This window comes from Pseudomonas sp. WC1 (assembly GCF_050586565.1).
GTDB lineage: Bacteria > Pseudomonadota > Gammaproteobacteria > Pseudomonadales > Pseudomonadaceae > Aquipseudomonas.
In genome coordinates this window covers 1-23,643 of record NZ_JBOBDQ010000046.1, presented here as the reverse complement: position 1 = coordinate 23,643, position 23,643 = coordinate 1, and the positions used below count along the sequence as shown (strand labels likewise).

General features: G+C 61.8%; 25 protein-coding genes, 4 tRNA genes and 2 pseudogenes. 18 read left to right on the top strand and 13 right to left on the bottom strand.

Features of this window, described 5'->3' with window-relative positions:
* Positions 1-3 precede the first annotated feature (3 nt).
* The 3 genes from ACQ4OD_RS19335 to ACQ4OD_RS19325 form a co-directional block, all read right to left on the bottom strand.
* Positions 4-1,449 (bottom strand): ATPase domain-containing protein, encoded by a 1,446-nt coding sequence (locus ACQ4OD_RS19335; protein ID WP_102683312.1) that lies wholly within the window; start codon positions 1,447-1,449, stop codon positions 4-6.
* 6 nt (positions 1,450-1,455) lie between these two features.
* Positions 1,456-2,616, bottom strand: a complete 1,161-nt coding sequence (locus ACQ4OD_RS19330) for a two-component system sensor histidine kinase NtrB (protein ID WP_139671952.1) — start codon at positions 2,614-2,616, stop codon at positions 1,456-1,458.
* An 80-nt stretch (positions 2,617-2,696) separates the two neighbouring features.
* A complete protein-coding gene (locus ACQ4OD_RS19325) occupies positions 2,697-2,981 on the bottom strand; it encodes a hypothetical protein (RefSeq protein ID WP_177486044.1) in 285 nt (94 codons plus the stop codon).
* Positions 2,982-3,082: 101 nt separating this feature from the next.
* On the opposite strand from ACQ4OD_RS19325, the gene ACQ4OD_RS19320 reads away from it, so the two are divergent.
* The 3 genes from ACQ4OD_RS19320 to ACQ4OD_RS19310 all read left to right on the top strand — a co-directional run bounded on the left by ACQ4OD_RS19320 (position 3,083) and on the right by ACQ4OD_RS19310 (position 3,991).
* Complete coding sequence (locus ACQ4OD_RS19320; protein ID WP_139671955.1) at positions 3,083-3,295, top strand: hypothetical protein; 213 nt, start codon at positions 3,083-3,085, stop codon at positions 3,293-3,295.
* Between the two features lie 92 nt (positions 3,296-3,387).
* Positions 3,388-3,472: transfer RNA gene (locus ACQ4OD_RS19315), tRNA-Leu, on the top strand.
* Positions 3,473-3,577: 105 nt separating this feature from the next.
* Positions 3,578-3,991 (top strand): DoxX family protein, encoded by a 414-nt coding sequence (locus ACQ4OD_RS19310; RefSeq protein WP_102683315.1) that lies wholly within the window; start codon positions 3,578-3,580, stop codon positions 3,989-3,991.
* 15 nt (positions 3,992-4,006) lie between these two features.
* Here ACQ4OD_RS19310 and ACQ4OD_RS19305 read toward each other — a convergent pair whose 3' ends face one another.
* The gene (locus ACQ4OD_RS19305) at positions 4,007-4,195 is read right to left on the bottom strand and encodes a hypothetical protein (protein ID WP_046857840.1); all 189 of its coding nucleotides are present in this window, start codon (positions 4,193-4,195) and stop codon (positions 4,007-4,009) included.
* Between the two features lie 241 nt (positions 4,196-4,436).
* On the opposite strand from ACQ4OD_RS19305, the gene ACQ4OD_RS19300 reads away from it, so the two are divergent.
* From ACQ4OD_RS19300 to ACQ4OD_RS19285, 4 genes are all read left to right on the top strand, one after another.
* Positions 4,437-5,111: a polysaccharide lyase family 7 protein gene (locus ACQ4OD_RS19300; protein WP_139671958.1), complete on the top strand. Its 675-nt coding sequence runs from the start codon at positions 4,437-4,439 to the stop codon at positions 5,109-5,111.
* A gap of 141 nt (positions 5,112-5,252) precedes the next feature.
* Positions 5,253-5,681: a hypothetical protein gene (locus ACQ4OD_RS19295; protein ID WP_139671961.1), complete on the top strand. Its 429-nt coding sequence runs from the start codon at positions 5,253-5,255 to the stop codon at positions 5,679-5,681.
* A gap of 284 nt (positions 5,682-5,965) precedes the next feature.
* Complete coding sequence (locus ACQ4OD_RS19290) at positions 5,966-6,631, top strand: SOS response-associated peptidase (RefSeq protein WP_139671964.1); 666 nt, start codon at positions 5,966-5,968, stop codon at positions 6,629-6,631.
* 262 nt (positions 6,632-6,893) lie between these two features.
* A complete protein-coding gene (locus ACQ4OD_RS19285; protein ID WP_198755384.1) occupies positions 6,894-7,703 on the top strand; it encodes a DUF4377 domain-containing protein in 810 nt (269 codons plus the stop codon).
* A 66-nt stretch (positions 7,704-7,769) separates the two neighbouring features.
* Here ACQ4OD_RS19285 and ACQ4OD_RS19280 read toward each other — a convergent pair whose 3' ends face one another.
* Entirely contained in the window at positions 7,770-8,162 is a 393-nt protein-coding gene (locus ACQ4OD_RS19280) for a nuclear transport factor 2 family protein (protein WP_102683320.1), read from the bottom strand.
* Positions 8,159-8,809 carry a DsbA family protein gene (locus ACQ4OD_RS19275; RefSeq protein WP_139671970.1) on the bottom strand — a complete coding sequence of 217 codons (651 nt, stop codon included), beginning with the start codon at positions 8,807-8,809 and terminating at the stop codon, positions 8,159-8,161. The genes ACQ4OD_RS19280 and ACQ4OD_RS19275 overlap by 4 nt, the downstream gene beginning before the upstream one ends.
* Before the next feature lie 111 nt (positions 8,810-8,920).
* Here ACQ4OD_RS19275 and ACQ4OD_RS19270 point away from each other — a divergent pair, with 111 nt between their 5' ends.
* The 3 genes and pseudogenes from ACQ4OD_RS19270 (at position 8,921) to ACQ4OD_RS19260 (ending at position 10,591) form a co-directional block, all read left to right on the top strand.
* A complete protein-coding gene (locus tag ACQ4OD_RS19270) occupies positions 8,921-9,814 on the top strand; it encodes a LysR family transcriptional regulator (protein ID WP_198755385.1) in 894 nt (297 codons plus the stop codon).
* 91 nt (positions 9,815-9,905) lie between these two features.
* Positions 9,906-10,004 (top strand): annotated as a pseudogene (locus ACQ4OD_RS19265) (DUF6434 domain-containing protein); the annotation flags it as partial.
* A gap of 215 nt (positions 10,005-10,219) precedes the next feature.
* The gene (locus ACQ4OD_RS19260; protein WP_198755386.1) at positions 10,220-10,591 is read left to right on the top strand and encodes a hypothetical protein; all 372 of its coding nucleotides are present in this window, start codon (positions 10,220-10,222) and stop codon (positions 10,589-10,591) included.
* Between the two features lie 5 nt (positions 10,592-10,596).
* Here the strand turns inward: ACQ4OD_RS19260 and ACQ4OD_RS19255 are convergent, their stop codons facing one another.
* Positions 10,597-10,953, bottom strand: a complete 357-nt coding sequence (locus tag ACQ4OD_RS19255) for a VOC family protein (protein WP_258598502.1) — start codon at positions 10,951-10,953, stop codon at positions 10,597-10,599.
* 813 nt (positions 10,954-11,766) lie between these two features.
* On the opposite strand from ACQ4OD_RS19255, the pseudogene ACQ4OD_RS19250 reads away from it, so the two are divergent.
* Positions 11,767-12,033 (top strand): annotated as a pseudogene (locus ACQ4OD_RS19250) (integrase); the annotation flags it as partial.
* A 96-nt stretch (positions 12,034-12,129) separates the two neighbouring features.
* On the opposite strand, the gene ACQ4OD_RS19245 reads toward ACQ4OD_RS19250, so the two are convergent.
* Together ACQ4OD_RS19245 and sohB are read right to left on the bottom strand one after the other, a co-directional pair.
* Positions 12,130-12,203, bottom strand: a tRNA-Cys gene (locus ACQ4OD_RS19245).
* A 144-nt stretch (positions 12,204-12,347) separates the two neighbouring features.
* A complete protein-coding gene (sohB, locus tag ACQ4OD_RS19240) occupies positions 12,348-13,364 on the bottom strand; it encodes a protease SohB (protein WP_102683324.1) in 1,017 nt (338 codons plus the stop codon).
* Between the two features lie 199 nt (positions 13,365-13,563).
* Here sohB and ACQ4OD_RS19235 point away from each other — a divergent pair, with 199 nt between their 5' ends.
* From ACQ4OD_RS19235 to ACQ4OD_RS19220, 4 genes are all read left to right on the top strand, one after another.
* On the top strand, positions 13,564-14,277 hold the full coding sequence (locus tag ACQ4OD_RS19235) for a histidine phosphatase family protein (RefSeq protein ID WP_110698512.1): 714 nt from the start codon (positions 13,564-13,566) through the stop codon (positions 14,275-14,277).
* Between the two features lie 54 nt (positions 14,278-14,331).
* Positions 14,332-14,649 carry an SCP2 sterol-binding domain-containing protein gene (locus tag ACQ4OD_RS19230; RefSeq protein ID WP_430944767.1) on the top strand — a complete coding sequence of 106 codons (318 nt, stop codon included), beginning with the start codon at positions 14,332-14,334 and terminating at the stop codon, positions 14,647-14,649.
* Between the two features lie 197 nt (positions 14,650-14,846).
* Positions 14,847-15,914, top strand: coding sequence for a phosphotransferase family protein (locus tag ACQ4OD_RS19225; RefSeq protein WP_139671982.1), 1,068 nt, complete (start codon positions 14,847-14,849; stop codon positions 15,912-15,914).
* A 26-nt stretch (positions 15,915-15,940) separates the two neighbouring features.
* Positions 15,941-16,708 carry an SDR family oxidoreductase gene (locus ACQ4OD_RS19220; RefSeq protein WP_046856224.1) on the top strand — a complete coding sequence of 256 codons (768 nt, stop codon included), beginning with the start codon at positions 15,941-15,943 and terminating at the stop codon, positions 16,706-16,708.
* A gap of 125 nt (positions 16,709-16,833) precedes the next feature.
* Here the strand turns inward: ACQ4OD_RS19220 and ACQ4OD_RS19215 are convergent, their stop codons facing one another.
* A complete protein-coding gene (locus ACQ4OD_RS19215; protein ID WP_139671985.1) occupies positions 16,834-17,655 on the bottom strand; it encodes a class I SAM-dependent methyltransferase in 822 nt (273 codons plus the stop codon).
* A gap of 135 nt (positions 17,656-17,790) precedes the next feature.
* On the opposite strand from ACQ4OD_RS19215, the gene ACQ4OD_RS19210 reads away from it, so the two are divergent.
* Complete coding sequence (locus ACQ4OD_RS19210) at positions 17,791-18,831, top strand: helix-turn-helix domain-containing protein (RefSeq protein WP_198755389.1); 1,041 nt, start codon at positions 17,791-17,793, stop codon at positions 18,829-18,831.
* Positions 18,832-18,871: 40 nt separating this feature from the next.
* On the opposite strand, the gene ACQ4OD_RS19205 is transcribed toward ACQ4OD_RS19210, so the two are convergent.
* Positions 18,872-19,441 carry an SPOR domain-containing protein gene (locus ACQ4OD_RS19205; RefSeq protein WP_102683328.1) on the bottom strand — a complete coding sequence of 190 codons (570 nt, stop codon included), beginning with the start codon at positions 19,439-19,441 and terminating at the stop codon, positions 18,872-18,874.
* Between the two features lie 157 nt (positions 19,442-19,598).
* Here ACQ4OD_RS19205 and ACQ4OD_RS19200 point away from each other — a divergent pair, with 157 nt between their 5' ends.
* On the top strand, positions 19,599-21,656 hold the full coding sequence (locus ACQ4OD_RS19200; RefSeq protein ID WP_258598510.1) for a hypothetical protein: 2,058 nt from the start codon (positions 19,599-19,601) through the stop codon (positions 21,654-21,656).
* A 92-nt stretch (positions 21,657-21,748) separates the two neighbouring features.
* On the opposite strand, the gene ACQ4OD_RS19195 is transcribed toward ACQ4OD_RS19200, so the two are convergent.
* Positions 21,749-21,825 (bottom strand) — tRNA-Val (locus ACQ4OD_RS19195).
* 202 nt (positions 21,826-22,027) lie between these two features.
* Positions 22,028-22,104: transfer RNA gene (locus ACQ4OD_RS19190), tRNA-Val, on the bottom strand.
* Positions 22,105-22,306: 202 nt separating this feature from the next.
* Between ACQ4OD_RS19190 and ACQ4OD_RS19185 the strand changes: the two genes are divergently transcribed.
* Positions 22,307-23,590, top strand: a complete 1,284-nt coding sequence (locus ACQ4OD_RS19185) for an NAD(P)/FAD-dependent oxidoreductase (protein ID WP_102719452.1) — start codon at positions 22,307-22,309, stop codon at positions 23,588-23,590.
* Positions 23,591-23,643: the final 53 nt, after the last annotated feature.

Below are 23,643 nucleotides of genomic sequence, written 5' to 3'. Positions count from 1 at the left end.
CCATCAACGATCTCCAGGCGGTGTCGCCGAGCCACTGAGCACGCCACTGGCACCGTCGAACGCCCGCGCCAGGCTGATGCCATGAGGCCCCAGATTCAGCGCCTGCAAAGCAGGGTCGTGGTCGCTGTCACGCACCTTGATCACCGACAGTGCGCGGTGCAGTTGCGCGTCGAGCTCGGCGAAGCGCATCAGTATCAGGTTGTCGACGATGCTCGACAGGTCGGGGGCCGGCGCGGTGATCTCCGCGCCGAAGATGTCACGCATCTCCCAGGTCAGCAGCACCGTCACGCCACGGGCGCGCAACTCACCGGTCAGCGCGCGGAAGAAGGCATTCAGTCGGGCAGGCTCCAGCGCCAGGCGGCCGAAGGCTCCAAGGCTGTCGATTACCACGCGCCTGGCAGCGAGCGCCTCGACCTGTGCCAACAGCTGGGCGCCAAGTTGATCCAGCAAGCCTTCGCTGGTCGATTGCCAGCTCAGTTGCACGCTACCTTCACGCTCAAGTGCCTGCAGGTCGAAGCCCAGCGCACAGGCCTTCAACCGCAACCGCGCAGGCGTCTCGTAGAAACCGAAATGCAGACCCGGAGCAGCCTGGGTCGAAGCGGCCAGGAACGCGATGCCCAGCGCTGTCTTGCCTACGCCCGATGGCCCCATCAGCAGGGTCACCGACGCCTCGGCCAACCCGCCACCGAGCATGGCATCGAGGTCGGCAACACCCGTGGCGACCCGGCTCAGGGTTTGCGCTCCTGCCTGGCTGGGGCGACTGTACAGCGACTCCAGGCGCGGGTAGACCTGCAACCCGGCCTCCGTGATCAGGCATTCGTGGCGCCCGGACAACGCACCACTGCCACGCGTCTTGCGCAACTGGACATGGCGCACCGCCGTGCTGCCGACCAGGTGTTCGCCGAGCTCGATCACGCCATCGACCATGGTGTGCTCGGGGCTGCCTTCATCCAATCGCGCACTGGTCAGCAGCAGCAGCGTGCAGCCGGCGAACGCCGCATGCCCCTGCAGCTCGGAAACGAATTTCTTGGTGTCGAGGCTGGTTTCCGCCCTGGAGCGGGCGTTGAGCAGCCCGTCGACGATCAGCAAGGTGGCCTGCTGTCGGGCAATTTCCTGGCGCAACAGCCTGACCACCGCGTCCAGGCCCTCCTGCTCCAGGGTGTCGAATGCGCTGACGAACTGAATGGTGTCGCCCACCAGCGCCGGGTCGAAGAAGCTCAGGGTCGACAGGTACTGGAACAGCCGTTCATGGGACTCGCTGAGCAACGTCGCCACCAGTACCCGACCACCTTCACGCACATGGTTGCACGCCAGCTGGTTGGCCAGGATGGTCTTGCCCGAACCGGGATGCCCTTGAACGATATAGGAGGCGCCAACCACCAACCCCCCTTTGAGCAGCGCATCGAGCCCCGCGATGCCCGTGGCCAGTCGCTTTAGTTGCTCTACCATGGCTGTCTATCCGTCGGTCGAAAGCGAATCGGGGCCCGTCCGGGCTGGTAGGTACAGGCTCATGCAGGTGCCCTCGCCAAGCCGGCTGGACACCTCGATCGCACCATTGCTCTGCCGGGCGAAACCATAGGCCTGACTCAGGCCAAGGCCAGTGCCCTTGCCGAAGGCCTTGGTGGTGAAGAACGGCTCGAAGATCCGTGGCAGCACCTGCGGGTCAATGCCCTGGCCGTCATCACGTACATCGAAGCGCACGAAGCGCCCGCACAGCCCATCCACTTCGCCGGACAACTGCACGCATTCGACCACCATACGGATCTGCCCGGTGGCGACAATGGCATCGCGGGCATTGAACACCAGGTTCAGCAAGACCATCTGCAACTGCCCGGCGTCCACCTCGATCAGCGGCAAGTCAGGCTGTACCTGGGGTAGCAATTCGATTTCCCGGGGCAATGCGTGCTCCGCCAGCCCGCAAATGATATCGATCGCCTCGGCAGGCACGATGCGCGTGATACTCAGTTGCCGATGCCGGGCAAAGCTCAAAAGTTGCTGGGTCAGCTGGGTGCCGCGCTGGCCAGCATCGAGGATATGCTCGAGCAAGCGCCTCACACGTGCCGGATCCTGGCTGCTGCTGGCCAGCCGGGCTGAGCTGAGGATGATGGTCAGCAGGTTGTTGAAGTCATGGGCCAGGCCTCCGGTGAGTTGCCCCAGGGCCTCGAGCTTTTGCGCTTGGAACAATTGCGCACGCATGGCATCGAGCTGCTGGGCCGACTCGCGACGATCGGTGATGTCGCGGGTGACCTTGGCCAGGCCGATGACCTCGCCTTGCGCGTCGCGAATCACATCCAGCGCGGCGAGCGCCCAGAACTGCGTGCCGTCCTTGCGCACGCGCCAGCCTTCGTCCTGCGCCTTGCCTTCTTCCAGTGCCTGGCGCAGCAAGCGTTGCGGGCGGCCGTCGGCACAATCCTGGGCGTTGAAGAACAGCGAGAAATGCCGGCCGATCACCTCATCGGCAACGTAGCCCTTGATCCGCTGCGCGCCAGCGTTCCAGGACACCACATGGCCGGTTGGGTCGAGCATATAAATGGCGTAGTCCACCACCGCCTGGACCAACTGCTCGTAGCGTGCCTCGGGCATCACCGAATGGGTGGGGCGGTCTGTCGAAACCATGTGAGCTCCACAAGCACCGCGAAAGGACATATTGAGCGTAGTCAAAAGTCCAGCATGCACTGCACCTTATGCGACGATCGTCAGCGCTCGCGCTCCACCACGGTCGGCACCAGCCTGCGCGGCATCGCCACCTTGAGCAGCCATACCCCCACCAGCAGGATCAGCGCTGCGCCTGCGAAGGCGAGCAAGCGCCTGGGCTGCGTAGCCTCCTGGTCGAAGCCGAGCATCAGCAGGTAACCACCCAGGCTGATGAAGCCTGCGTAAAGAAACGCCGCCAGCAGGCAGACCAGAAGGAACAACAAGCGCCAGAACAACTTTGGGCGAACACGCCGCGTTGCGTCCGGGCCAGGGGGAAGCGATGACATGGCGACAGGCCTGGTTGGATCCAATGCGCGACAGTGGCGCAATCGCGGCATCCTGTCAATTGAACTATAGTGCCCGCGCCCCGGATCCCACAGGAACCATCATGACCTCCAACCTTCGCATGCAAGGGCTGCAGGACGACCTGATGCGCAGCGCCAGCGAACTCGATGAACTGAGCCAGGCGCTGGACGGCCATGTCCGTTACCTGCGTCATTCGATTCATCAGGCAGATGCGCACACAATGGGCGGGCACGTTGATGACCTGCGCCATAGTGCCCGCGAGATGCGCGATATCGCGCGTGCTATCGAATCCTGAACATTAGGCTGGTTGACGCTTCTATAACAATGGGTTATAAAGCGCGCCTGATTGTCTGGCCCAGGCTGCCCTGCGGCGCGCCAGCCAATCGTGCGAGTGTGGTGGAATTGGTATACACAGCAGACTTAAAATCTGTCGGCGTGAGCCTTGCGGGTTCGAGTCCCGCCACTCGCACCATCTTCTGTCGATGAAGGCGCCCTTGCGGCGCCTTTTTCATACCCGCCGGAAATCCGCCGCGCAGCTGCTAGAGTGGAACCTGTCCCTGTTCACTGGAGCGCCGCCATGCGCTATAGCCTGCTCGATGGTCAACGCGACTTCATTCTGCTGCTCGCCCGCATCCTGTTGATGATCCTCTTCGTGCTCTCCGGCTGGAGCAAGCTGACCGGGTTCGAAGGCACGGTCGGCTACATGACCTCCCTGGGCGCCCCCGCCCCGATGCTGGCTGCGGCCATCGCCGTGATCATGGAACTGCTGGTCGGCATCCTGTTGATCCTGGGGTTCTACACCCGCCCCCTGGCCTTGCTGTTCGCCCTGTTTGTGCTGGGTACCGCGCTGATCGGGCATCCGTTCTGGAACATGGTCGAACCCGAGCGCAGCGCCAACATGACCCAGTTCCTGAAAAACCTCAGCATCATTGGCGGCTTGCTGCTGCTGGCCGTCAGCGGTGCCGGGCGGTTCTCCCTCGACCGCCGCTGAGCACCCGCGTCGACATCAGTCGTCGCAGTCGTCGTGCCAGGCCGGATGGTCCTCTTCGTCATCGAAGTCGTCGAGCGACTCTTCGTCCTCCTCGACTTCGTCAAGGGCCCCGTATGCATCCGCCTCGGGGTCGTAGCCCTCGTGGAATTCAGGGTCGAGCAGATGGTCGTGCTCAGGTTCGTGCAGATCGTCTTCGTCGTGCATCACAGGCTCCGGTAACAACGGCAGGCCTATATAGGCGCATCGACGCACAGGGTCAATCCTCATGGCGCTTAACCCCGGCTTAACCGACCAGGCGCACAGTGCAGGCTCTCCCTTCAAAAACGCTCTTTGCCCGCCGCCCTGGCGGGCTTTTTTTGCCTGGACCTCCCTTGCCCGATGAACCGAGCGCCCTTTCAAGGCTCGCATGCGGTGCAGGATCTTTATCATCAAGGAGGTATCCACCATGACCGTGAACATCGACAACCTGATCATCACCACCCCAGTGGCAAAGTCGTCCAGCAACCCAGTGGCGCTGGAATTGACCGGCGCCCAGGCCCTCGCCACCCTGCCCCAGGTTGTCAGCCGCCTGGACGATGGTGCCGTGCGCATGACCGCCCCAACCAAAGGGGCGGCGAGCAAGAGCACCCACCGCACCCGCTGTGAGTGGAAGGAAGCGGTCTACTGGACGCTGGCCAGCGCCGGCCGGCATGTCAATCACCAACGCATGGTGCTGGAGCGGGTCAACTCGGCACAGAAGGTGGTGATCGCGCAGATGCATGTGAAAGATGACGACAGCCCGGTCATCAAGGTGTTCTGGAACAAAGGGAAGGTCACCCTTGGTTTTCGCCAGGACTTCAACCAGGGGATACCGACCAGTAGCACCATCCTGGCCGAGGTGCCGCTGGGCGCGCCTTTCGACATTACCATCGAGGTCACTGCGGCGGGCGCCGCCACGGTGTCGGCCGTTTGCGCCGGCCGCACCGGCAGCAGCGCAATGCTGAACATGACGTCAAGCTGGAATGGCCATACGTTCAACTTCCACGGCGGGGTTTACAACCAGTTGGATTTCAGCTCGACCACCCCGGCCTCGGATGGCTCGATATGCGTGATCAGCCAACTGGAACTCCTGCATGGCTGAGGGGCACGGCTGCACTGAAATCGCCATTTCGGACGTCTTTGAGCAAATAGGATGACAGCAATATGGCCAGCATCAGCGCAGCATGTGATCACCTCGCGTCCTACCTTGCGCGAGTAACTGCCTCGCAAGAAAGGATACACAATGTATTACCGCCCCCTACTCATTGCCGCACTCCTCATGCTGACCAGCGGCTGCGCCTCCGGCCTGAACTCCATTCAGCAGGCCGAACTCGACCATTACCGTGCCAACAACCTGGCAGCCGAAGAAAAGAGCCCCACAGCCGCAATGCTATTAGGGCTGTTACCGGGTGGCGGATCGTTCTACGGACGAGCGTATGTTCCTGGTACGGTCAACCTGTTGCTCTGGCCAGTGTCTGTTCTATGGGACCCATTCAGTGGCTACAACGCAGCAGAGTCGATCAATTATCAGGTTACCCGGGCGCATGTCGCACGCCTGAAAAGAAACGAGATGGAGGAACTCGACAGCCAGTTACTGTTGAATGCCATCGATCAAAAGCACTACGCGGTCAAACGCCGCATGGTCAATGAAAAATTCAGTAACGGTTACTGAGCGCCTGCCAGAATGACATTCACGAAATTCTGACATTCTACAAGGCAGACTGGCCTGGCTTCGATACGTTCTGTTCAACCCGCCGATCTGGCGGGTTTTCTTTTTTCTGGGCTTTCCTTCCTGCGCAAGCCTCGGTCGTTGACAACATTTTCACGTCTGCTGTGGCAAGTTGACGACTCATCCGTGAAACACTTGGCCCGCCCTCCCCAGCGGGCCTTTCTTTGCCTGCAGCACAAGACCTCGCGCGATCTATGCTTCACCTGCGTACGCAGGAGAGGCTTACGATGTGCGGAAGGCTCAGCCAGTACCGTGGAATCCATGAATTCGTCAAAACGCTCAGCATGCCGGATGCCTGGCGTAACGCCGTGGGTGACCGGGCATTGCTGCGCTACAACGTCGCCCCCGGCACGCCCGTGGCTGTACTGCGCCGGGAGGCTGCCGGCAGCAGGGCCGATCTGGTGAAATGGGGCTGGCGCCCACATTGGGCCACCGACCCTGTCACGCCGGTCAATGCCAGGGCCGAGAAGGTCGCCCATGGGCCCTACTTTCGCTCGATCTGGCCCCACCGCGCCGTCGTGCCCGTGGATGGCTGGTTCGAATGGGTCGATGAGGGCGCGGCGAAGAAACAGCCGTATTTCATCCGCCGCCGCGATGGCCACCCTGCCCTCTGCGCGGCCATCGGCCAATTTTCCGACAATGAACGCGACGGCTTCGTCATCATCACCGCCGACGCTCAAGGCGGCCTGGTCGATGTCCACGACCGCAGGCCAGTGGTGCTGTCAGCGCAGCTGGCCGTGGCTTGGATGGCGCCCGACCTGCCCAGCGAAGCTGCCGAGCAGATGGCCCTAGGCCTGGGCGAGCCGGCCGAGCGCTTCGAGTGGTATCGGGTCGGCATGGCAGTGGGTAATGCACGCAACCAGGGCGCCGAGCTCATCCAGCCGCTACCATGAACGACTTACCCGCGGGCTCGGGGAGCAAGACATCCGCTCGAAAACCGCCAGCGTAGTGTGCAAAATTTCGTAACACTTACCCATCACCCATTCCATGAAACCGAACGGGATCAATGCTGTCCGATTGCCATCGGTAGCTGCAGAGGTCACCTCGAGTTGTCGCCGGACAACCCGATACATCCTCGACAAAACCGGCTTACCGGCGCGCGCACCCCACCTGCGAGGATGCCGCCCTTATTTTTCAAGGCTGAAAGAGCGAACCATGAAACAGAATATTCTCCTCGTCGCCGTCTGTGCCGCCCTGCTTCAGGCCTGCACCCCGGCTTCCACCTCCCATGAAGGATCGCCTTCCATGCCGGCCACCACCGCGTCTGCCGCAGCCCAGCCTCTGCTCTCGGCCTACTACTGGAACCTGGCATCGGCCAGCGATGCAGCCGGCAAGCCCAACGCAGCCCTGGCCTCAGGCATCGAGCGCAAGTTGCGCCTGAATTTCGGTGACCAGCGCCTGAACATCAGCGGTGGCTGCAACAACCAGTTCGGTGGCTACAGCTATCAGAACGGTGTCCTGAAGGTGCAGCAACTGGCTTCGACCATGATGGCCTGCGACAAGCGCCTGATGGACCTGGATGCCGAGATCGGACGCCTGTTGAAAGGTGATCTGCGCGCGGCCTTCAGCGGCGAAACCCACGCACCCATGCTGCAATTGACCACCCAGGACGGTTCGGTGCTGAAGTTTCAGGGCGAAGCCACTCCAGAAACCCGCTACGGCAGCAAGGGTGAGACCAAGTTCCTGGAAGTTGCCGCCAACACAGTCAAGTGCAGCCATCCGCTGATCCCCAACTACCAGTGCCTGCAAGTGCGCGAGCGCCGTTATGACGACGCTGGTCTGCAACTGCCGACCCAGGACAACTGGCACCCGCTGTACCAGTCCATCGAGGGCTACGAGCACCATGACGGCGTGCGTACCGTGGTGCGGGTAAAGCAGTACGAATGGAAGAACCCGCCAGCCGACGCCCCGTCGCAAGTCTATGTGCTGGACCTGGTGGTCGAGCAGGATGCTTCGGGCAAGTAAATGCCAGTCGGCGCAGGCCGCCCTGCAGCGGCCTGCGCCTGGAACCGACGCCGACCGTGAAACGGCTCAGGTAAGCGCCGCGTTGACCTGCGCACTGTCGACGTACTGCTCCATGCTGACGATCTTGCCGTTGTTCAGCCGGTACAGATGGGCAAAGGTAGCAGTCATCGCTTTCCCGGTCTTGCGATAGGTGCCCGAGTAGACGCCAAAGGCGGCAACCCGGTCGTCCTCGGCCACATAGGTATGCACCTTGGCCTGGTAGCCATCCCATTCGGTGGCCAGGCGATGGAACACACCCTCCATGATCGCCTGCGGGCCGACATAGGTACCGGCATAAGGGAAGCCAGCCGCCTCGGTCCAGGTCACGTCCGCAGCCAGCGCCGCCAGCAGATTCCGGCCATTCTGTTCGGCTGAGCCTTCGTACGAGGCTCGGATGATGTCCAGGTTGCTCCTGCTCATGGTTTTACCCCCACGTTCAGCTCGCGAATGAAGGCCTGAGGATCTGAAAAGATAGCGCTGGCAGGTAACAACTGCATGGCGTCGTCCGCTTGTTGCAGAACGAATGTCGGCACGCCTTGACCGCCCACGCGACGCAACAAGGCGCGCCCCTGCCCCACACGATCATCGTTGGCCTGCAGCAAGGCCAAATCCGGACGCGTCAGCCGCTGCGCGGCGGCATCCAGACCCAGGTCCGCCAGCACTGCTGTCAACGTCTCCAGTCGAGTCACGTCCAGGCCATCGACATAGCGCGCTGCCTGAATCGCCTTGAGCGCTTCGAACTCGTGCTCTGGCGAAGTCAGGTTCACTGCGCTGAGCGCCAGGGTAGACGGACCACTGTCGAACCCCTGAAGACGGTCGGCGAGTACCTGGTCACGATAGCGTTCACTGAAGACCTGCCCGGTCAGGCGCTCGATACGCTGGTCGTTGCTCCAGGCGTAGGCCGCAAAGTCATCATCCATGGCGCGAGCACCGCTGCCGGAAAACAGCCCCGTCGGTATCAGTCGCAACGCAAGGCCCGTGGATTGGAGAACGCGGGGCAGCAGTCCGCCTGCACCGTAGCACCAGCCACAGAGTGGATCGAAGAGGTAAACCAGGGTCTTGCTCATAGTGGATCGCCTTGAATGAAATGCCTCGAATCTTATAGATCAAGCATTGACATTTAAACGCGCACAAAATAAACGAACTGTATGTTATTGGCATACATTAAGGACATATCAATGACCGGCGCTTCCAGCCTGAACAGGCTTGCGTACTTCACCGCGGTGGTCGAAACCGGCTCCTTCACCGCCGCTGCCGAGCGCCTCGGCATCACCAAGGCCGTGGTCAGCCAGCAGGTAGCGCGACTGGAAAGCGACTGTCGCACCACACTGCTGGTTCGCAGCACGCGAAAAGTCCGCACCACCGAGGCGGGCCAACAGTTCTATCACCGCTGTACATTGATCCTCAAAGAGGCTGAAGAGGCTTTCGAGGAATTGTCCGAAGCCGCCAGCGAGCCGACGGGCACCCTCCGCCTGACCGCCCCTTTCGATTACGGCATCGGTGTCGTGGTGCCGGCCATCACCGCATTCTCGCAGCGATATCCGCAGTGCAAGGTCGAAGCACACTTCAGCGACCAGACCCTGGATCTGGGCGCCAACGATCTGGACCTTTCCATTCGCGTTGGCTGGATAACCGAGCAACATCTGCAGGCCCGGCGAATCGGCGAGTTTGCGCAACGATTGGTGGCCGGCCCTCAGTGGCAAGCGCGAGTGGACAAACTGCAGACCCCGGCGGATCTGGCCGAGTTGCCGATCGTGGCGAACCTGGCGCTGCGAGAACCGACCCGTTGGCTATTTGCCAAGGGTGCCTCGCAGCGCGAAACAGTGGAGATGAAAGCCAGCCTGTCGCTCAACGCCACCTTGGCAGTGCGCGAAGCCACGCTACTCGGGGCCGGGCTATCGGTCCTTCCGGACTATGTGGCTGAGCCTGACCTGCAAGCAGGCCGGCTGATCGAGGTGCTGCCGCAATGGTCGCTACCCCGAGGCGAGATCCATGCAGTCTTTCCAACGGCTCGCTTTCGACCGGTCAAAGTGCGGGCGTTTGTCGAGCTTCTGGCAAGCCGCCTGGCTTAATTAGACGGCGCAGACCATCAGGTCAGGGCGCGTCCGCGCAGCCGCCGACAATACTACGCTCCTGGGATCACAGCCATCCAAGGGAATGAAGATGAGCTTCGACTGGCACGCTGGACCGATCACCCGCGCCACCCAGCTGGACAGGCACTACCGGAACACGCAGAAGGTCCGGCGGTTCTTGGTCGGTGAAAACTGTGCGGACTCCGGATCCTTCAAGTGATAGGCGGCAGCCTTACGCGCCCGATTGATATCGCTAGCCCCGCATCCCGCCAGGACGATTCCGGCCAAGGCCCCCAGTGCCATTCGCTAAGTCGTGATTAACCCCAAGCCGGGCCAAGCGCCGCTCATTCTTTAACCCACGATTTTTCGCGGGCTCGTCAATCTCAACTCGCAAGGACGCGAACAATGCCCTCACTCAAGAAGTATCTGGTCAGCAGCCTTCTGGCCTTATCCACTGCAGTCGGAGGCGCGCTACTAGAAGCCTCCACCGACCTTCTCAAGAAGAATTTCGAGCCAGCCCTGATCAGCACCAGGAACACGTTTGAAGACTGGCTCTCACCGCTACCAGCCAAAGCGCTGATAGGCATCAACCTGATGTTCTACATGCCATCTGCATATGGTGATGAGACTCGTTCAGAAGGGTTTTCAGCGACCATCCCAGCCAAGATCTGCCGCCAGACTGATAGGCACGACATCGTGCGTTTAGGACCACAATCTACCACAGCCAGGCAGCCGCAGACGCAAGCCGGAGTATGCCCAGCAAGTCACTGGGCTTAACTGGTTCAGTCCGTTTCGGTCCAGACAGCCAACTCATACCCATCAGGATCAGTGAAGTGGAATCGCTTCCCGCCTGGGAACGAAAATACCTCTCGGCTGATTTTCCCTCCCGCAGCCAACACTCTGACCTGGGCGTCGACGAGGTCGTCCGAATACAAGATGACCAGCGGGCCACCGGGCCTGACAGGCTCACCCGTGGTGAAGCCGCCAGCAAGCCGGCTGTCGCTGAACTCGGTGTATGTGGGGCCGTAATCGACGAAGGTCCAACCGAACACAGCGCCGTAGAAAGCCTTGCTGCGGCTGATATCGCTAACGTTGAACTCGATGTTGTCGATCTGACGATCTGTTCCTCTGCTGCTCATTGGCACCTCCCTGTTAGAGGTCGGAATCTATCACAGCCAGTCATAGGTCCGCCGACAAGCGCCACCCGCCCACGTCCATTTGTTCTACCCTTACCCTCCCCAACCACTCACATGAAGGGTGCGAAGATGCCCGACGATGAGAAGCGGAGATTTGCCGAGGCGCTGGAGCACTGGGCGGAGGCTGTGGATGCGATCCGCACCAGGGATCGGGCCGAGGCCATTGCCCAGGTCGAAGAGCTACGGAGCATGCGCCTTATGCGGCTTTCCACACCAGCGCGCTATGGGAGTACGATGCGTGGAAGCGCCGGGGCCTGGGGTGAGCCCAGATGCAAAAAGCCCAGCTCGGGGGCTGGGCTTCTAGCCAGTAGTGCTCGCCTTGAATCAGTGAGCCTTTAGACTTGGCAATTATTCCAGTGGGCGCTCGTGATGGCTATAGCGCTCGGCGTTGGATGCCCGCGATGGGTCCGGCGGACCTTGTCTCTGCCCGCCTCGAAAGGGCCGGTTTTCGATGTAATCGTCGCGATCCTCTGGGCGGGCCCTCTTGGCATCCTCGTCTCGACCGGCTGGCCAGCTACCATTACCGGCTGACTTGCCACCCTGTCCGTTATCCCTATCTCTGGTCATACGCACCTCTCAATGCTCAGAAGTTTCTGAGCTACATCGAGTGTGCTCCGACAACGACAAGAGAAGTTTTATATCAGACCGATGGTTGCAAGCGAAAACATCAATTACTCACAGCTGTCCACCCTGGACGGAAAGCCAGTAACCAATGATGGCGGGGCAGTAGTAGCCTCCAGATTCCAATCAGCCAAGGAGCACGGGAAGCGCATGAGCTGGGGGATGCTTTGCAACCGATAGGCCGAAGCCAGAGAGGCAGCCAGAAAGAAGGCTGAACTGGAGAAAAAAACCGACCTGGCCAACCGGATAGCGCACTTCCAGTTCAGGGACATCCGACCGAAGGCGGCGTCGGAAATCAACGATCTGAGCGATGCAAGCGTGCTGTTGGGCCACTCGAAAGAAGGAATCACCGAGCGCGTTTACCGTCGAGTCGGAGCGATCGCCAAGCCTTCAAAAGGCTGAGGTTTCGGAACTCCATACCTTTTGTTTCGGAACTCTTGGCATTTTCTGCACGCAAAGAAAAACCCCGCAGACCTAGATCTGCGGGGTTTCGAATAGTGGAGGCCGAGGTCGGAATCGAACCGGCGTAGACGGATTTGCAATCCGGAGCATAACCACTTTGCTACTCGGCCTCAAAGTCGGAGTCAGCTTTCGCTATCTCCTTGAAACCGCTGGGCTTTTTCAAGCCAGCTGCGTTTCGATGGACGCCATTATGTCGGCATTCGATGCACCTTGCAACCCCCTTGAAGAAAAAAATCTTCAAGGGGTTCAAGGTGTTAGCGCAGACGCCCGAGTTTGCTCCACAAGCCTACCAGGGTATTCTCCACCGCCCCGCTGGCGGCCATGCCGATGCGCTCCTGCAGGCTCTTGCGCTCGGCGAAACGCAGATGGAACACGTTGGCCTCGCGTGCGCTGCGGCTCAGGTACTCGTCGCTGGTGCCCAGTTCGTCGACCAGTTGGCGATTGAGCGCAGCGATGCCGAGCCAGACCTCGCCGGTCGCCACTTCGTCTATATGAAGCTGCGGGCGGTAGCGGGCGACGAAATCCTTGAACAGCTGGTGGGTGATGTCCAGGTCTTCCTGAAACTTCTCCCGACCCTTCTCGGTGTTCTCGCCGAACACGGTCAGGGTGCGCTTGTATTCGCCGGCGGTGAGCACTTCGAAATCGATGTCATGCTTCTTCAACAGGCGATTGAGGTTGGGCATCTGCGCCACCACGCCAATCGAACCGAGCACGGCAAACGGTGCGCTGACGATCTTCTCGCCGATACAGGCCATCATGTAGCCGCCGCTGGCGGCGACCTTGTCGATGCAGATGGTCAGCGGGATGCCGGCCTCGCGGATGCGCGCCAGCTGCGAGGCCGCCAAACCATAGCTGTGCACCAGGCCACCGCCGCTCTCCAGGCGCAGCACCACCTCGTCACGCGGGGTGGCCAGGGTCAGCAGCGCGGTGATCTCGTTGCGCAGGCTCTCGGTGGCCGAGGCCTTGATGTCGCCGTCGAAATCAAGGACGAACACCCGGCGCTTGTCCTCAGGCTTTTTCTTCTGCTGTTTTTCCGCCTTGGCCTGCTGCTTGCGCACGGCCTTGAGCTGGGCCTTGTCGAGCAGGCCCGACTCCAGGCGCTCGCGCAGTTCCTTGTAGAACTCGTTGAGGCGGGTGACCTGCAGTTGCCCGCCCGGCTTGCGCCGCCCTTTGCCACGCAGGCCGGCGATGGCCGACAGCACCACCAGGATGGCGATCACCAGGGTGGCGGTTTTGGCGAGAAAGCTTGCGTATTCGGCAAGAAACTCCACATTGACTCCTTGATAAACCAGCGCCGCAAGGACGCGAACTGGATGCAAGCATACCGGGGCGCCAGAGCCTCTGCCAGCGGGTGAAAATGCTGGCAACACAGTTCAAACGACCTTTTCAAACGCTTGTATGTTTTTTCGTTGACAGCCCGCCTGGGGCAACCTAACCTCGCAGCAACCTCCAACCGGGCCGGACTTCAACGTGGGCAATCTCTACCTGATCCGACATGGCCAAGCCTCCTTTGGTGCCGCCGACTACGACGTCCTGTCGCCTGTGGGCGAGCGTCAGAGCCAGGCACTGGGTGAACACCTGGCCCAACTGGGCCTGCGCCTGGACCGCTGCGTGGCCGGCACCTTGCGCCGCCAGCAGGACACCGCCCGCCTGGCCCTGGACGCATTGCATGCCCATGGCAACCCGATCCCGGCCATTGAGACCGACCCGGCCTTCAACGAGTTCGACGCCGATGGCGTGATTCGCGCCCTGCTCCCGCGCCTGCTGCCTGAAGAGCCTGAAGCCCTGCATGTACTGCGCAACGGTGCCCAGCACCGCAGCGAGTTCCAGCGTCTGTTCGCCCTGATGGTGCAGCGCTGGCACGACGGCGACCACGACCACGACGATCGCCTGGAAACCTGGCAGTCTTTCAGCGGCCGGGTCGGCGATGGCCTGGGGCGCCTGCTAGACAGCGCTGCCAGCGGAGACAACATTGCCCTGTTCACTTCCGGCGGCACCATTGCCGCCCTGCTCCACCTGGTGAGCGGAATCACGCCGGCTCAGGCATTTACCCTGAACTGGCAGATCATCAACACGTCGCTAAGCCACCTGAAATTCCGGGGCCGCGACGTCACCCTGGCTTCCTTCAACAGCCAAGCCCATGTGCGGCTGTTGCGGTTGCCGGAGCTCGTCACCTACCGATGAGCCCGGTCTGTTGTGTCCTTGCGGACGCGAATATCACTTAACAAGGAATACACCATGAGCGATGTAGCTAAAGCCGTCGAGGCGATGAAGGCAAAATTCAACCCTGCAGCTGCCGCCGGCCTGGATCTGGTGTTCGGCTTCAACATCACCGACGAAGACAAGCACTACGCCCTGCTGGTCAAGGACGGCACCTGCAAGATCCAGGAAGGCGAGAACGCCGACGCCAACTGCACCCTGGTACTGGACAGCGAAACCCTCAAAGGTATCGTCAGCGGTGACACCGACGGCATGCAGGCCTTCATGAGCGGCAAGCTGCGCGTCGAAGGCGACATGATGCTGTCGATGAAGCTCAGCGAGCTGTTCCCGGCCTGATCGGCGCGGTAGATCGCGAATGAAAAAGACCGAAGCCTGATGCGCTTCGGTTTTTTTTCGCCCGCGCAAAGCCCGCCCATCAGGGCCATTGATCGGCCAGCAACACCCAGGCCAATAAGCGCCTGGCACGCTTGTACCAGTTTCGACAGGAAATTAGATTAGCCAATAGTCCTTGCTATCGATCATAAGGAAATCGCATGACGCTCACCGACCAGTCCACCCAGGTACGCCCCGGCGAAGAACTCGACGCGGCCGTCATCGATCCGTACCTCAAGGGTCATATCGCCGGGCTGCAGGGTAGCCCGATCATCAGCCAGTTTCCGGGGGGCGCCTCGAACCTGACCTACCTGGTGGCCTACCCAGGCAAGGAATTCGTCCTGCGACGCCCGCCATTCGGCCACAAGGCCAAGTCGGCCCACGACATGGGCCGCGAGTTCCGCATCCTCAACCAGCTCAATGCCGGTTTCCCCTATTGCCCCAAGGCCTACGTGCACTGCACCGAGGAAGCACTCATCGGCGGCGAGTTCTATGTGATGGAGCGAGTCAACGGCATCATCCTGCGCTCCGACATCCCCGCCGGACTCGACCTGGACGCCGACCGAACCGAGGCGCTGTGCAAAAGCTTCATCGATCGCCTGGTCGAGCTGCACCAGGTGGACTACCAGGCGTGCGGCCTGGCCGACCTGGGCAAACCGGAAGGTTACGTGCAGCGCCAGATCGAAGGCTGGGCCAGCCGCTATGAAAAAGCCCTGACCCCCGACGCACCTCGCTGGGAGCAGGTGATCGCCTGGCTGCGCGAGAAGATGCCCACCGACCACCCGCGCCCGGGCATCGTGCATAACGACTACCGTTTCGACAATGTCATCCTCGACAGCGCCAACCCGATGCGCATCATCGGCGTACTGGACTGGGAAATGGCCACCATCGGCGACCCGCTGATGGACCTGGGCAACAGCCTGGCCTACTGGATCGAGGCCGGCGACCCGGCGCCGGTGCAACTGATGCGCCGCCAACCGAGCAACGCACCGGGGATGCTGACCCGCAAGCAGTTTGTCGACTACTACGCCGAGCGCGCCGGCATTCGCATCGACAATTTCGACTTCTATTACTGCTATGGCCTGTTCCGCCTGGCAGGTATCGTCCAGCAGATCTACTACCGCTTCTTCCACGGCCAGACCCAGGACAAACGCTTCGCCCAGTTCATCCACATGAACAAGCTGCTGGAGCACATGAGCCTGCAACTGATCGGCAAATCCAGCCTGTAACCCGGCATACAACAAGGAATACCCGAATGTCCAAGACCCACCTGTTCGACCTCGACGGCAAGATCGCCTTCGTTTCCGGTGCCAGCCGTGGCATCGGTGAAGCCATTGCCCACCTGCTGGCCCAGCAGGGCGCCCATGTGATCGTCTCCAGCCGCAAACTCGACGGCTGCCAGCAGGTCGCCGAGGCGATCGTCGCCGCCGGCGGCAAGGCCACCGCGGTGGCCTGCCATATCGGCGAGATGGAGCAGATCCAGCAGGTGTTCGCCGGCATCCGCGAGCAGTTCGGGCGCCTCGACATCCTGGTCAATAACGCCGCCACCAACCCGCAGTTCTGCAACGTGCTGGACACTGACCTGGGCGCATTCCAGAAGACCGTCGACGTCAATATCCGCGGTTACTTCTTCATGTCGGTGGAAGCCGGCAAGCTGATGCGCGAGCACGGCGGTGGCAGCATCATCAATGTGGCCTCGATCAACGGAGTGTCACCGGGGCTGTTCCAGGGCATCTACTCGGTGACCAAGGCGGCCGTGATCAACATGACCAAGGTGTTTGCCAAGGAGTGCGCGCAGTTCGGTATCCGCTGCAACGCCCTGCTGCCCGGCCTGACCGACACCAAGTTCGCCTCGGCGCTGGTGAAGAACGACAGCATCCGCAATGCCGCGTTGCAGCAGATCCCGCTCAAGCGCGTGGCCGACCCGAGCGAAATGGCCGGGGCGGTGCTGTACCTGGCCAGCGACGCCTCCAGCTATACCACCGGCACCGCGCTCAATGTGGACGGCGGGTTCCTGTCCTGAGCACACAGGTCCCTGACTGAAATGGCGCGGATTTCGTGGGAGCGGGCTTGACCCGCGACTGCAATCGCGAACCTGTCGCGGGGCAAGCCCGCTCCCACGGCTCGCGTACACGCCAAGCCTTTGACCTACCCTTTGACCGCCTGCAGCGTATAGCTCAGCGGCAATCTCCAGGGCGCCTCGACCAGGCGCCACTCGCCGTCATCACCTAACGCCATCTGCCCAGGCAAGGCCTCCCAGGGAATGCTCTGGTGCTCCTCCAGGGCGGTGATGCGCAGGCCGCTACTCAACAGCGCGGTGATCACCTCGCCGAGGCCATGGTTCCACTCATGGGTTTCGGTCTGCGTCAGGGCCTGGTCGGTATCGACGTAGGTCTGGTCGCTGATCCACACGGTCGGTGCCTCGCACTCGAAGTACGGATACTCCAGTTGCAAACGGTCCTCATGGTCTTCGTTGACCGCCATCAGCATCGGGTGGCCATCGCGCAGGAACAGGCGTCCGCCCGGCTTGAGCAATGCCGCCACCGCCTGCGCCCAGCGCTCGATGCTCGGCAGCCAGCACAACGCGCCGATACCGGTGTAGACCAGATCGAAACCAGCGGCCGGTAGTACCTGAGCAGCCTGGTAGACGTCCGCCTCGACATAGGCAATGCCAGCGCCGCAACGTTCGGCCAGGTCACGCGCCTGGGCCAGCGAGGCGGCAGAGAAGTCCAGGCCACAGATATCCGCACCCAGGCGCGCCAGCGACAAGGTGTCGGTACCGATATGGCATTGCAGGTGCACCGTGCGCAGGCCATGGATATCGCCCAGGCGTGGCAGGTCGAAACGCACCACTTCGGACAGGTGGCCGGCTTCGGCGACAAAGCGTTCGACCTCGTAGTCCTTTGAAGCGGCGTGCAGCGGCGCCCGTTCATTCCAACTGGCGCGGTTGAGTTCCAATGATCGGCTCATGCGGTGCATCCCTGTCCTTTATAAGTCAGGCGCCACGTTAACCGGCGCCGCCGGGCGCGGCAACCGAGCTGTCAACCTCAAGTTGACAGCTCAGGTATACTGGCTGCCTCGCCCACGCCCAAGGATCCAGCACCCATGACGGAAAACAGCTTCGCCTTTCGCCTCAAGGAACTGCTCGAACACCACAAGCTGACCCTGCAGGCGGTGGGCACGGCCTTGGGGATCTCGCGCACGGCGGTGCACAAGTGGACCCGCGGCGGCGAGATCGACTACGCCAATCTGCGCAAGCTGGCCGACCTGCTCAAGGTCAACTGGATCTGGCTGCGCTATGGCGAAGAGGCCCTGCACAGCGTGCAGCAGGCCGAGGTGGTCGAGCTGCCGATGACCGACGTGCGTCGTCGCTACACCGCCGAGATAATGGAGAGCGAGACGCGCATGAAGCTGGCCCAGGAAGGTGCGCGCATCGTCACCTGGGAATGGAACCTGGTCACCGACGAAGTGACCTACTCGCCCAACGTCGAGGCAGTATATGGCTGGCCACTACGGCGCAATGAGGACTTCTGGGAGCACATCCATCCCGAGGACGCCAGCCACATGCAGGGCATGTATGCCCAGGCCGTGGCTGACGGCACCGGTTGCGAGTGCGACTTTCGCATCACCCGCCCCGACGGCGACCAACGCTGGATCGCCTCGCGCGCCACGGTGCTGAGCGACAGTGCCGGGCGCCCGGTAAAGATGGTCGGCATCAGCATGGACAACACCGAGCGCAAGGTGGCCGAAGAGGAATTGCGCCAGAGCGAGGCGCGCTTTCGCACCATCTTCGAACTGGCCTGGGGCGCGCTGGCCTACATCGACCCGGATGGCAGTTGGCAGCGGGTCAACGGCAGCCTCTGCGAATTGCTGGGTTACCGTGAGGACGAGCTGTACGGCACGACGTTCCAGCAGCTCACCCATCCCGACGATCTGCCGGACAACCTGGCACTGCTGCGGCGTATGCTGGCCGGCGAGATCGAGCGATACGAAGTGCAGAAGCGTGTACGCCACAAGGACGGGCACTACCTCTGGGTGCGGGCACGCACCTCGCTGGAGCGCCGCGCCGACGGGCAGCCGGAGCATCTGATCAGCGTGTTCGAGGACATCGGCACCGAACGCGAGGCAAGCCCGCGTTCAATCTGATACCTGCCCAGCGTCCAAGCCTGGCAGGTACGGGTGAACGTCAGCGCTGGACGCCGTGCTGGATGACGATCGAGTCGGTGCCCAGCTTGGCCATCACTTCGGCCTTGCGCGCATCGGCCTCGACCTTGGCCGGGAACGGCCCCATCAGCACCACCGGCTTGCCGTCGCGGTATTCGACCCAGGACGGGATGCCCTTTTCGATCAGGCGTGCGGTCATGTCAGTCAGGGCGCCCATGTTCGGCCCCTGGATCACCTCCACGTCCCAGCCTTCCGGTGCCGGCTGGTCGGCCAGCGCCTCGGCGCGGCGCTGCAGGTCGGCGCCACCGCAGACTTCACGGATACGCAGGTTGTTGCCGGTCTCGTCGATGAGGATCTCGTACTGACCGTCGTGCTTGATCGCCACGTAGCTGCGATAAGGCTCGTACTGACCGGCGTCATCCTTGCCGCGCACCTGGCCACAGATGGAACCCTGGGTGTCGAAGCGCACGTTGGCGAACTTGGCCGTCTTGGGGTTGTTCAGGTGTTCGGCCACCTGCTTGTGCACGCCTTCGACCTCGTTGTTACAGCCCGCCAGGGCCAACACCGCCATTACCACCGCCAGTTTGCGCACGCCTGTACCTCCAGATTCGAAGGGGCGGATTCTAGCATGGCCCGGAACATCCCCTCATGGCACTTCTGTCGCAGGCTTTGTCTGTTGCCTTCGGTAATCGACCTGGCCGAAGATGTTGCCGCACCACAATGGACAGACAGCGATACAAGGACTCAGGTTGGAACCTTCAAACGCCACAGTCACCACCGCAAGCATGCCCGAACTGCCGCAGGAGTGGCCCTCGCACCTGCAACCCGAAGCCAGCATCACCCCCGACACGCGCATCTACCCGCGCACGACCTTCGTGCTTGATTTCGCGATGCCGGCGCAATCCTTCGAACAGCTGTGCTGGTGGCTGCTGAGCAAGGAACAACCGCTTGGCGGCTGCCACCGCCTCGGGAAAAGCGGCACCCGGCAAGGCGGCATCGACCTGTTCGCCCAGGACGAGGAGAGCCCCGACCAGCTGAACGTCTTCGAATGCAAGGCCTGGAAGGACTTCACCGGCACCGAGCTGACGGGAGCAATCGATGCCTTCCTGAATGGCCCCTGGCCTTCGCTCACGCGCTCGTTCACCCTGATCCTCGCGCAGCGCGAGATCGGCACGCTGGCCAGTCGCTGGATCGGCGAGAAACAACGCCTGAAAGCGGCAGGTATCGAAGGGCAGCTGTGGACCGCCCACGACCTGACGCAGAGACTGCAGCAGCATCCCGACGTGCTGTCGAAGTTCTTCCCTGGCGCGCATATCGAGACGTTTGGCAACCTGTGGATGGAACGCGTAGGGTTCACCGAGCTGGTTGCCAAATCCATCTTCGACCCACGCCCCTACGTGGCACGCAAAGCCAGGGCATTCGTAGAACGCCCAGGCAGGCTGAGCGACCACCTGGCCGCCGCCAGGCATGCGCCCGACAGCGCCTGCAGCCCCGATGCCTTCACCCGCATCGGCCATCACGGCCGTCACTGGTACTACCGCGGGCCTTGGTTTTCGCTGAGCGTGTTCCTGCCGGACCTTACCGCGTCCCGCGCCACCGCCGCCTTCGACTTCCACCAGCACGACCTGCGCGGCGTGACGATCACCGTCAGCCACGAATGGCTGCTCGAGCGCTTTCTGTTTGCCAGCGGCGCGCCACTGGACAGCCAGTCGCGCCCGTTCATCGTCGGGCTGATGCCAGGCGACAAGGACCGTTACCTGATCGACCTGCCCAGCAGCCGGCTGATACTCGAAGAACCCGTGGTGCAGGCACTTGCCGATGTCGCCGACGCGCTCACCGTGGTGATGCGCGACACCTTGCAGGCACTGGAGCGCAGCCTGTCCGCCAGCGGATTTCCGTTTATCGCCCACGGTGGCTCGCACCGGGTGAAAATCGGCTCGCTGCGCAAGCGTGCCTGGAGCTACATCGCCCGCTTCTGCGAGGCGCACGACTACGCCGCAGGCACAAGCCCCTGGCACATGTTCGACGCCCACCCAAGCATGCTCAAGCCCTGCCACGCACAGGCAACCGACCGTCACGACAGCGGCTACCACGCGGTGATCACCACCCATGCGTCGACCGAGGCATTCTCCAGCGATTGGCTAGACCTGCTGTGGACGCCCCACGACCTCAGCGAACGCGAACCGTCAGCCAGAGGCTGGTGGCCTTGCCAGGACACACTGGACTGGCTCAACCAGGAACTGCTGCCACAGGTCAGGCGCTGGACCTGGGAGCGCGAATTCGGCTCACGCTGGCGTCGGTTGCGCTACGCCAGGGAAGCTCGGAGCTTCGCAGGCTATCTGGATTATCTGCTGACGATCGGGGATGTACGCGAACAAGCACTGGTAGCACAAGGCCGCTGGCAGGCGGACCTGCCGTACGCCATCAACCGACTCGAGCGTTACTATGCAAGCCGCTCGGCAGGGCACATCGACAAGGAAGATGTCGTCAACCTGTACCGCGCAGTCGCCATGATGGCAGGCCACAAGCGAGGGCTGCCCAGGTATCTTGCCCTGTCGCTGAGCCTCGAACCGACAGAGGATCACGACACGCTGATGGCATCGATTCACCACCACATCGAGACATCAAAAACAGTCGTCAACAATACAGTGGTCGAATATGCGCTAAGGGCCCTGGGCGCTCAGTTCGAGGGGGCAGACAGCCCTTTGCAGGCCAATGAACGCCAGCAGATGCTGGACTGGCTGCTGCCGTTGGCACATACGTGCGATGACGGTGCGCTGGTGCGACGCCACAGCAGCAAGCGCTAAGGCCGTACCAGGGCGACCGAGGAAAAACACCGCAAGCGTCTTTTCTTGCACAAACAAAAAGGGCGATCCTTGCGGATCGCCCCTTTCTGATTTGGTAGGCACAATTGGACTCGAACCAACGACCCCCACCATGTCAAGGTGGTGCTCTAACCAACTGAGCTATGTGCCTGTCGTGTGGTGCGCATATTAGTGATCGACTGCGCACCTGTAAAGCGTTTTTTTCAAAAAAATCAAAAACTTTGCGAAATTTATCCGAACCGCCCCAGTGACCTGCGGGCAAGGCTTTTACCGGCCGATCTCGCATACGGCTCGCCCGCTGGAAGCGACCAAAAGCAAAAAGGGCGATCCTTGCGGATCGCCCTCTTCTGATTTGGTAGGCACAATTGGACTCGAACCAACGACCCCCACCATGTCAAGGTGGTGCTCTAACCAACTGAGCTATGTGCCTGTCGTGTGGGGCGCATTCTACCCGATCCAGATACCCTGTCAACTGTTTTTTTCACGCTAAGCTACTGAATCTTAAACTATTTATAGAAAGGTCGAGGCTCAGGGGGGCGTAAAGGATTTTCACCGGACGACTAGCGGGTGTTTATTATTATTGATAGCATCGGTACATTCGTTAAAAATATAAAACACGAGGTCCCTCGAGCATGGCTAACACCCCCTACCCCCAGTCCTACTACGCCGCCTCGGCCAACCCGGTGCCGCCACGTCCGGCGCTGCAGGGTGAGGTGGAAACCGATGTATGCATCATCGGTGCCGGCTACACCGGCCTGTCCAGCGCCCTGTTCCTGCTGGAGAACGGCTTCAAGGTGAGCATCGTCGAGGCCGCCAAGGTCGGTTTCGGCGCCTCGGGCCGCAACGGTGGCCAGATCGTCAACAGCTATAGCCGCGACATCGATGTCATCGAGCGCACCGTCGGCCCCAAGCAGGCGCAACTGCTCGGTCAGATGGCCTTCGAGGGCGGGCGCATCATCCGTGAGCGCGTGGCCAAGTACAACATCCAGTGCGACCTGAAGGACGGCGGCGTGTTCGCCGCGCTGACCAGCAAGCAGATGGGCCACCTGGAATCGCAAAAACGCCTGTGGGAACGCTTCGGCCACAACCAGCTGGAGCTGATGGACCAGAAGCGCATCCGCGAAGTGGTGGCCTGCGACAGCTATATAGGCGGCATGCTCGACATGAGCGGCGGCCACATCCACCCGCTGAACCTGGCCCTGGGCGAAGCCGCCGCGGTCGAGTCGCTGGGTGGCATCATCTATGAGCAAACCCCGGCCGTGCGCATCGAGCGTGGCGCCAACCCGGTGGTGCATACCCCGCAGGGCAAGGTGCGCGCCAAATTCATCATCGTCGCCGGCAACGCCTACCTGGGCAACCTGGTACCGGAGCTGGCTGCCAAGTCGATGCCCTGCGGCACACAGGTGATCACCACCGAGCCGCTGGGCGAAGAACTGGCCCGCACCCTGCTGCCGCAGGACTACTGCGTCGAGGACTGCAACTACCTGCTCGATTACTACCGCCTGACCAGCGACAAGCGCCTGATCTTCGGCGGTGGCGTGGTGTACGGTGCGCGTGACCCGGCAAATATCGAGGCGATCATCCGCCCGAAGATGCTCAAGGCCTTCCCGCAGCTCAAGGACGTCAAGATCGACTACGCCTGGACCGGCAACTTCCTGCTGACCCTGTCGCGCCTGCCGCAGGTCGGCCGCATCGGCGACAACATCTACTACTCGCAGGGTTGCTCGGGCCACGGAGTCACCTATACCCACCTGGCCGGCAAGGTCTTGGCCGAGGCCCTGCGCGGCCAGGCCGAGCGCTTCGACGCGTTCGCCGGCCTGCCGCACTACCCGTTCCCGGGTGGCCAGATGCTGCGTGTGCCGTTCAGCGCCATCGGTGCCTGGTACTACAGCCTGCGCGATCGCCTGGGCTTCTGATGTAAAGCCATCGCGGGGCAAGCACACCCCCCCCAAAACACCCTTTTGGGGCG

Excerpts from the sequence above, each read along its gene's own strand:
- ACQ4OD_RS19335 (WP_102683312.1), bottom strand. The coding sequence starts at position 1,449 with ATGGTAGAGCAACTAAAGCGACTGGCCACGGGCATCGCGGGGCTCGAT.
- ACQ4OD_RS19330 (WP_139671952.1), bottom strand. The coding sequence starts at position 2,616 with ATGGTTTCGACAGACCGCCCCACCCATTCGGTGATGCCCGAGGCACGC.
- ACQ4OD_RS19325 (WP_177486044.1), bottom strand. The coding sequence starts at position 2,981 with ATGTCATCGCTTCCCCCTGGCCCGGACGCAACGCGGCGTGTTCGCCCA.
- ACQ4OD_RS19320 (WP_139671955.1), top strand. The coding sequence starts at position 3,083 with ATGACCTCCAACCTTCGCATGCAAGGGCTGCAGGACGACCTGATGCGC.
- ACQ4OD_RS19310 (WP_102683315.1), top strand. The coding sequence starts at position 3,578 with ATGCGCTATAGCCTGCTCGATGGTCAACGCGACTTCATTCTGCTGCTC.
- ACQ4OD_RS19305 (WP_046857840.1), bottom strand. The coding sequence starts at position 4,195 with ATGCACGACGAAGACGATCTGCACGAACCTGAGCACGACCATCTGCTC.
- ACQ4OD_RS19300 (WP_139671958.1), top strand. The coding sequence starts at position 4,437 with ATGACCGTGAACATCGACAACCTGATCATCACCACCCCAGTGGCAAAG.
- ACQ4OD_RS19295 (WP_139671961.1), top strand. The coding sequence starts at position 5,253 with ATGTATTACCGCCCCCTACTCATTGCCGCACTCCTCATGCTGACCAGC.
- ACQ4OD_RS19290 (WP_139671964.1), top strand. The coding sequence starts at position 5,966 with ATGTGCGGAAGGCTCAGCCAGTACCGTGGAATCCATGAATTCGTCAAA.
- ACQ4OD_RS19285 (WP_198755384.1), top strand. The coding sequence starts at position 6,894 with ATGAAACAGAATATTCTCCTCGTCGCCGTCTGTGCCGCCCTGCTTCAG.
- ACQ4OD_RS19280 (WP_102683320.1), bottom strand. The coding sequence starts at position 8,162 with ATGAGCAGGAGCAACCTGGACATCATCCGAGCCTCGTACGAAGGCTCA.
- ACQ4OD_RS19275 (WP_139671970.1), bottom strand. The coding sequence starts at position 8,809 with ATGAGCAAGACCCTGGTTTACCTCTTCGATCCACTCTGTGGCTGGTGC.
- ACQ4OD_RS19270 (WP_198755385.1), top strand. The coding sequence starts at position 8,921 with ATGACCGGCGCTTCCAGCCTGAACAGGCTTGCGTACTTCACCGCGGTG.
- ACQ4OD_RS19260 (WP_198755386.1), top strand. The coding sequence starts at position 10,220 with ATGCCCTCACTCAAGAAGTATCTGGTCAGCAGCCTTCTGGCCTTATCC.
- ACQ4OD_RS19255 (WP_258598502.1), bottom strand. The coding sequence starts at position 10,953 with ATGAGCAGCAGAGGAACAGATCGTCAGATCGACAACATCGAGTTCAAC.
- ACQ4OD_RS19230 (WP_430944767.1), top strand. The coding sequence starts at position 14,332 with ATGAGCGATGTAGCTAAAGCCGTCGAGGCGATGAAGGCAAAATTCAAC.
- ACQ4OD_RS19225 (WP_139671982.1), top strand. The coding sequence starts at position 14,847 with ATGACGCTCACCGACCAGTCCACCCAGGTACGCCCCGGCGAAGAACTC.
- ACQ4OD_RS19220 (WP_046856224.1), top strand. The coding sequence starts at position 15,941 with ATGTCCAAGACCCACCTGTTCGACCTCGACGGCAAGATCGCCTTCGTT.
- ACQ4OD_RS19215 (WP_139671985.1), bottom strand. The coding sequence starts at position 17,655 with ATGAGCCGATCATTGGAACTCAACCGCGCCAGTTGGAATGAACGGGCG.
- ACQ4OD_RS19210 (WP_198755389.1), top strand. The coding sequence starts at position 17,791 with ATGACGGAAAACAGCTTCGCCTTTCGCCTCAAGGAACTGCTCGAACAC.
- ACQ4OD_RS19185 (WP_102719452.1), top strand. The coding sequence starts at position 22,307 with ATGGCTAACACCCCCTACCCCCAGTCCTACTACGCCGCCTCGGCCAAC.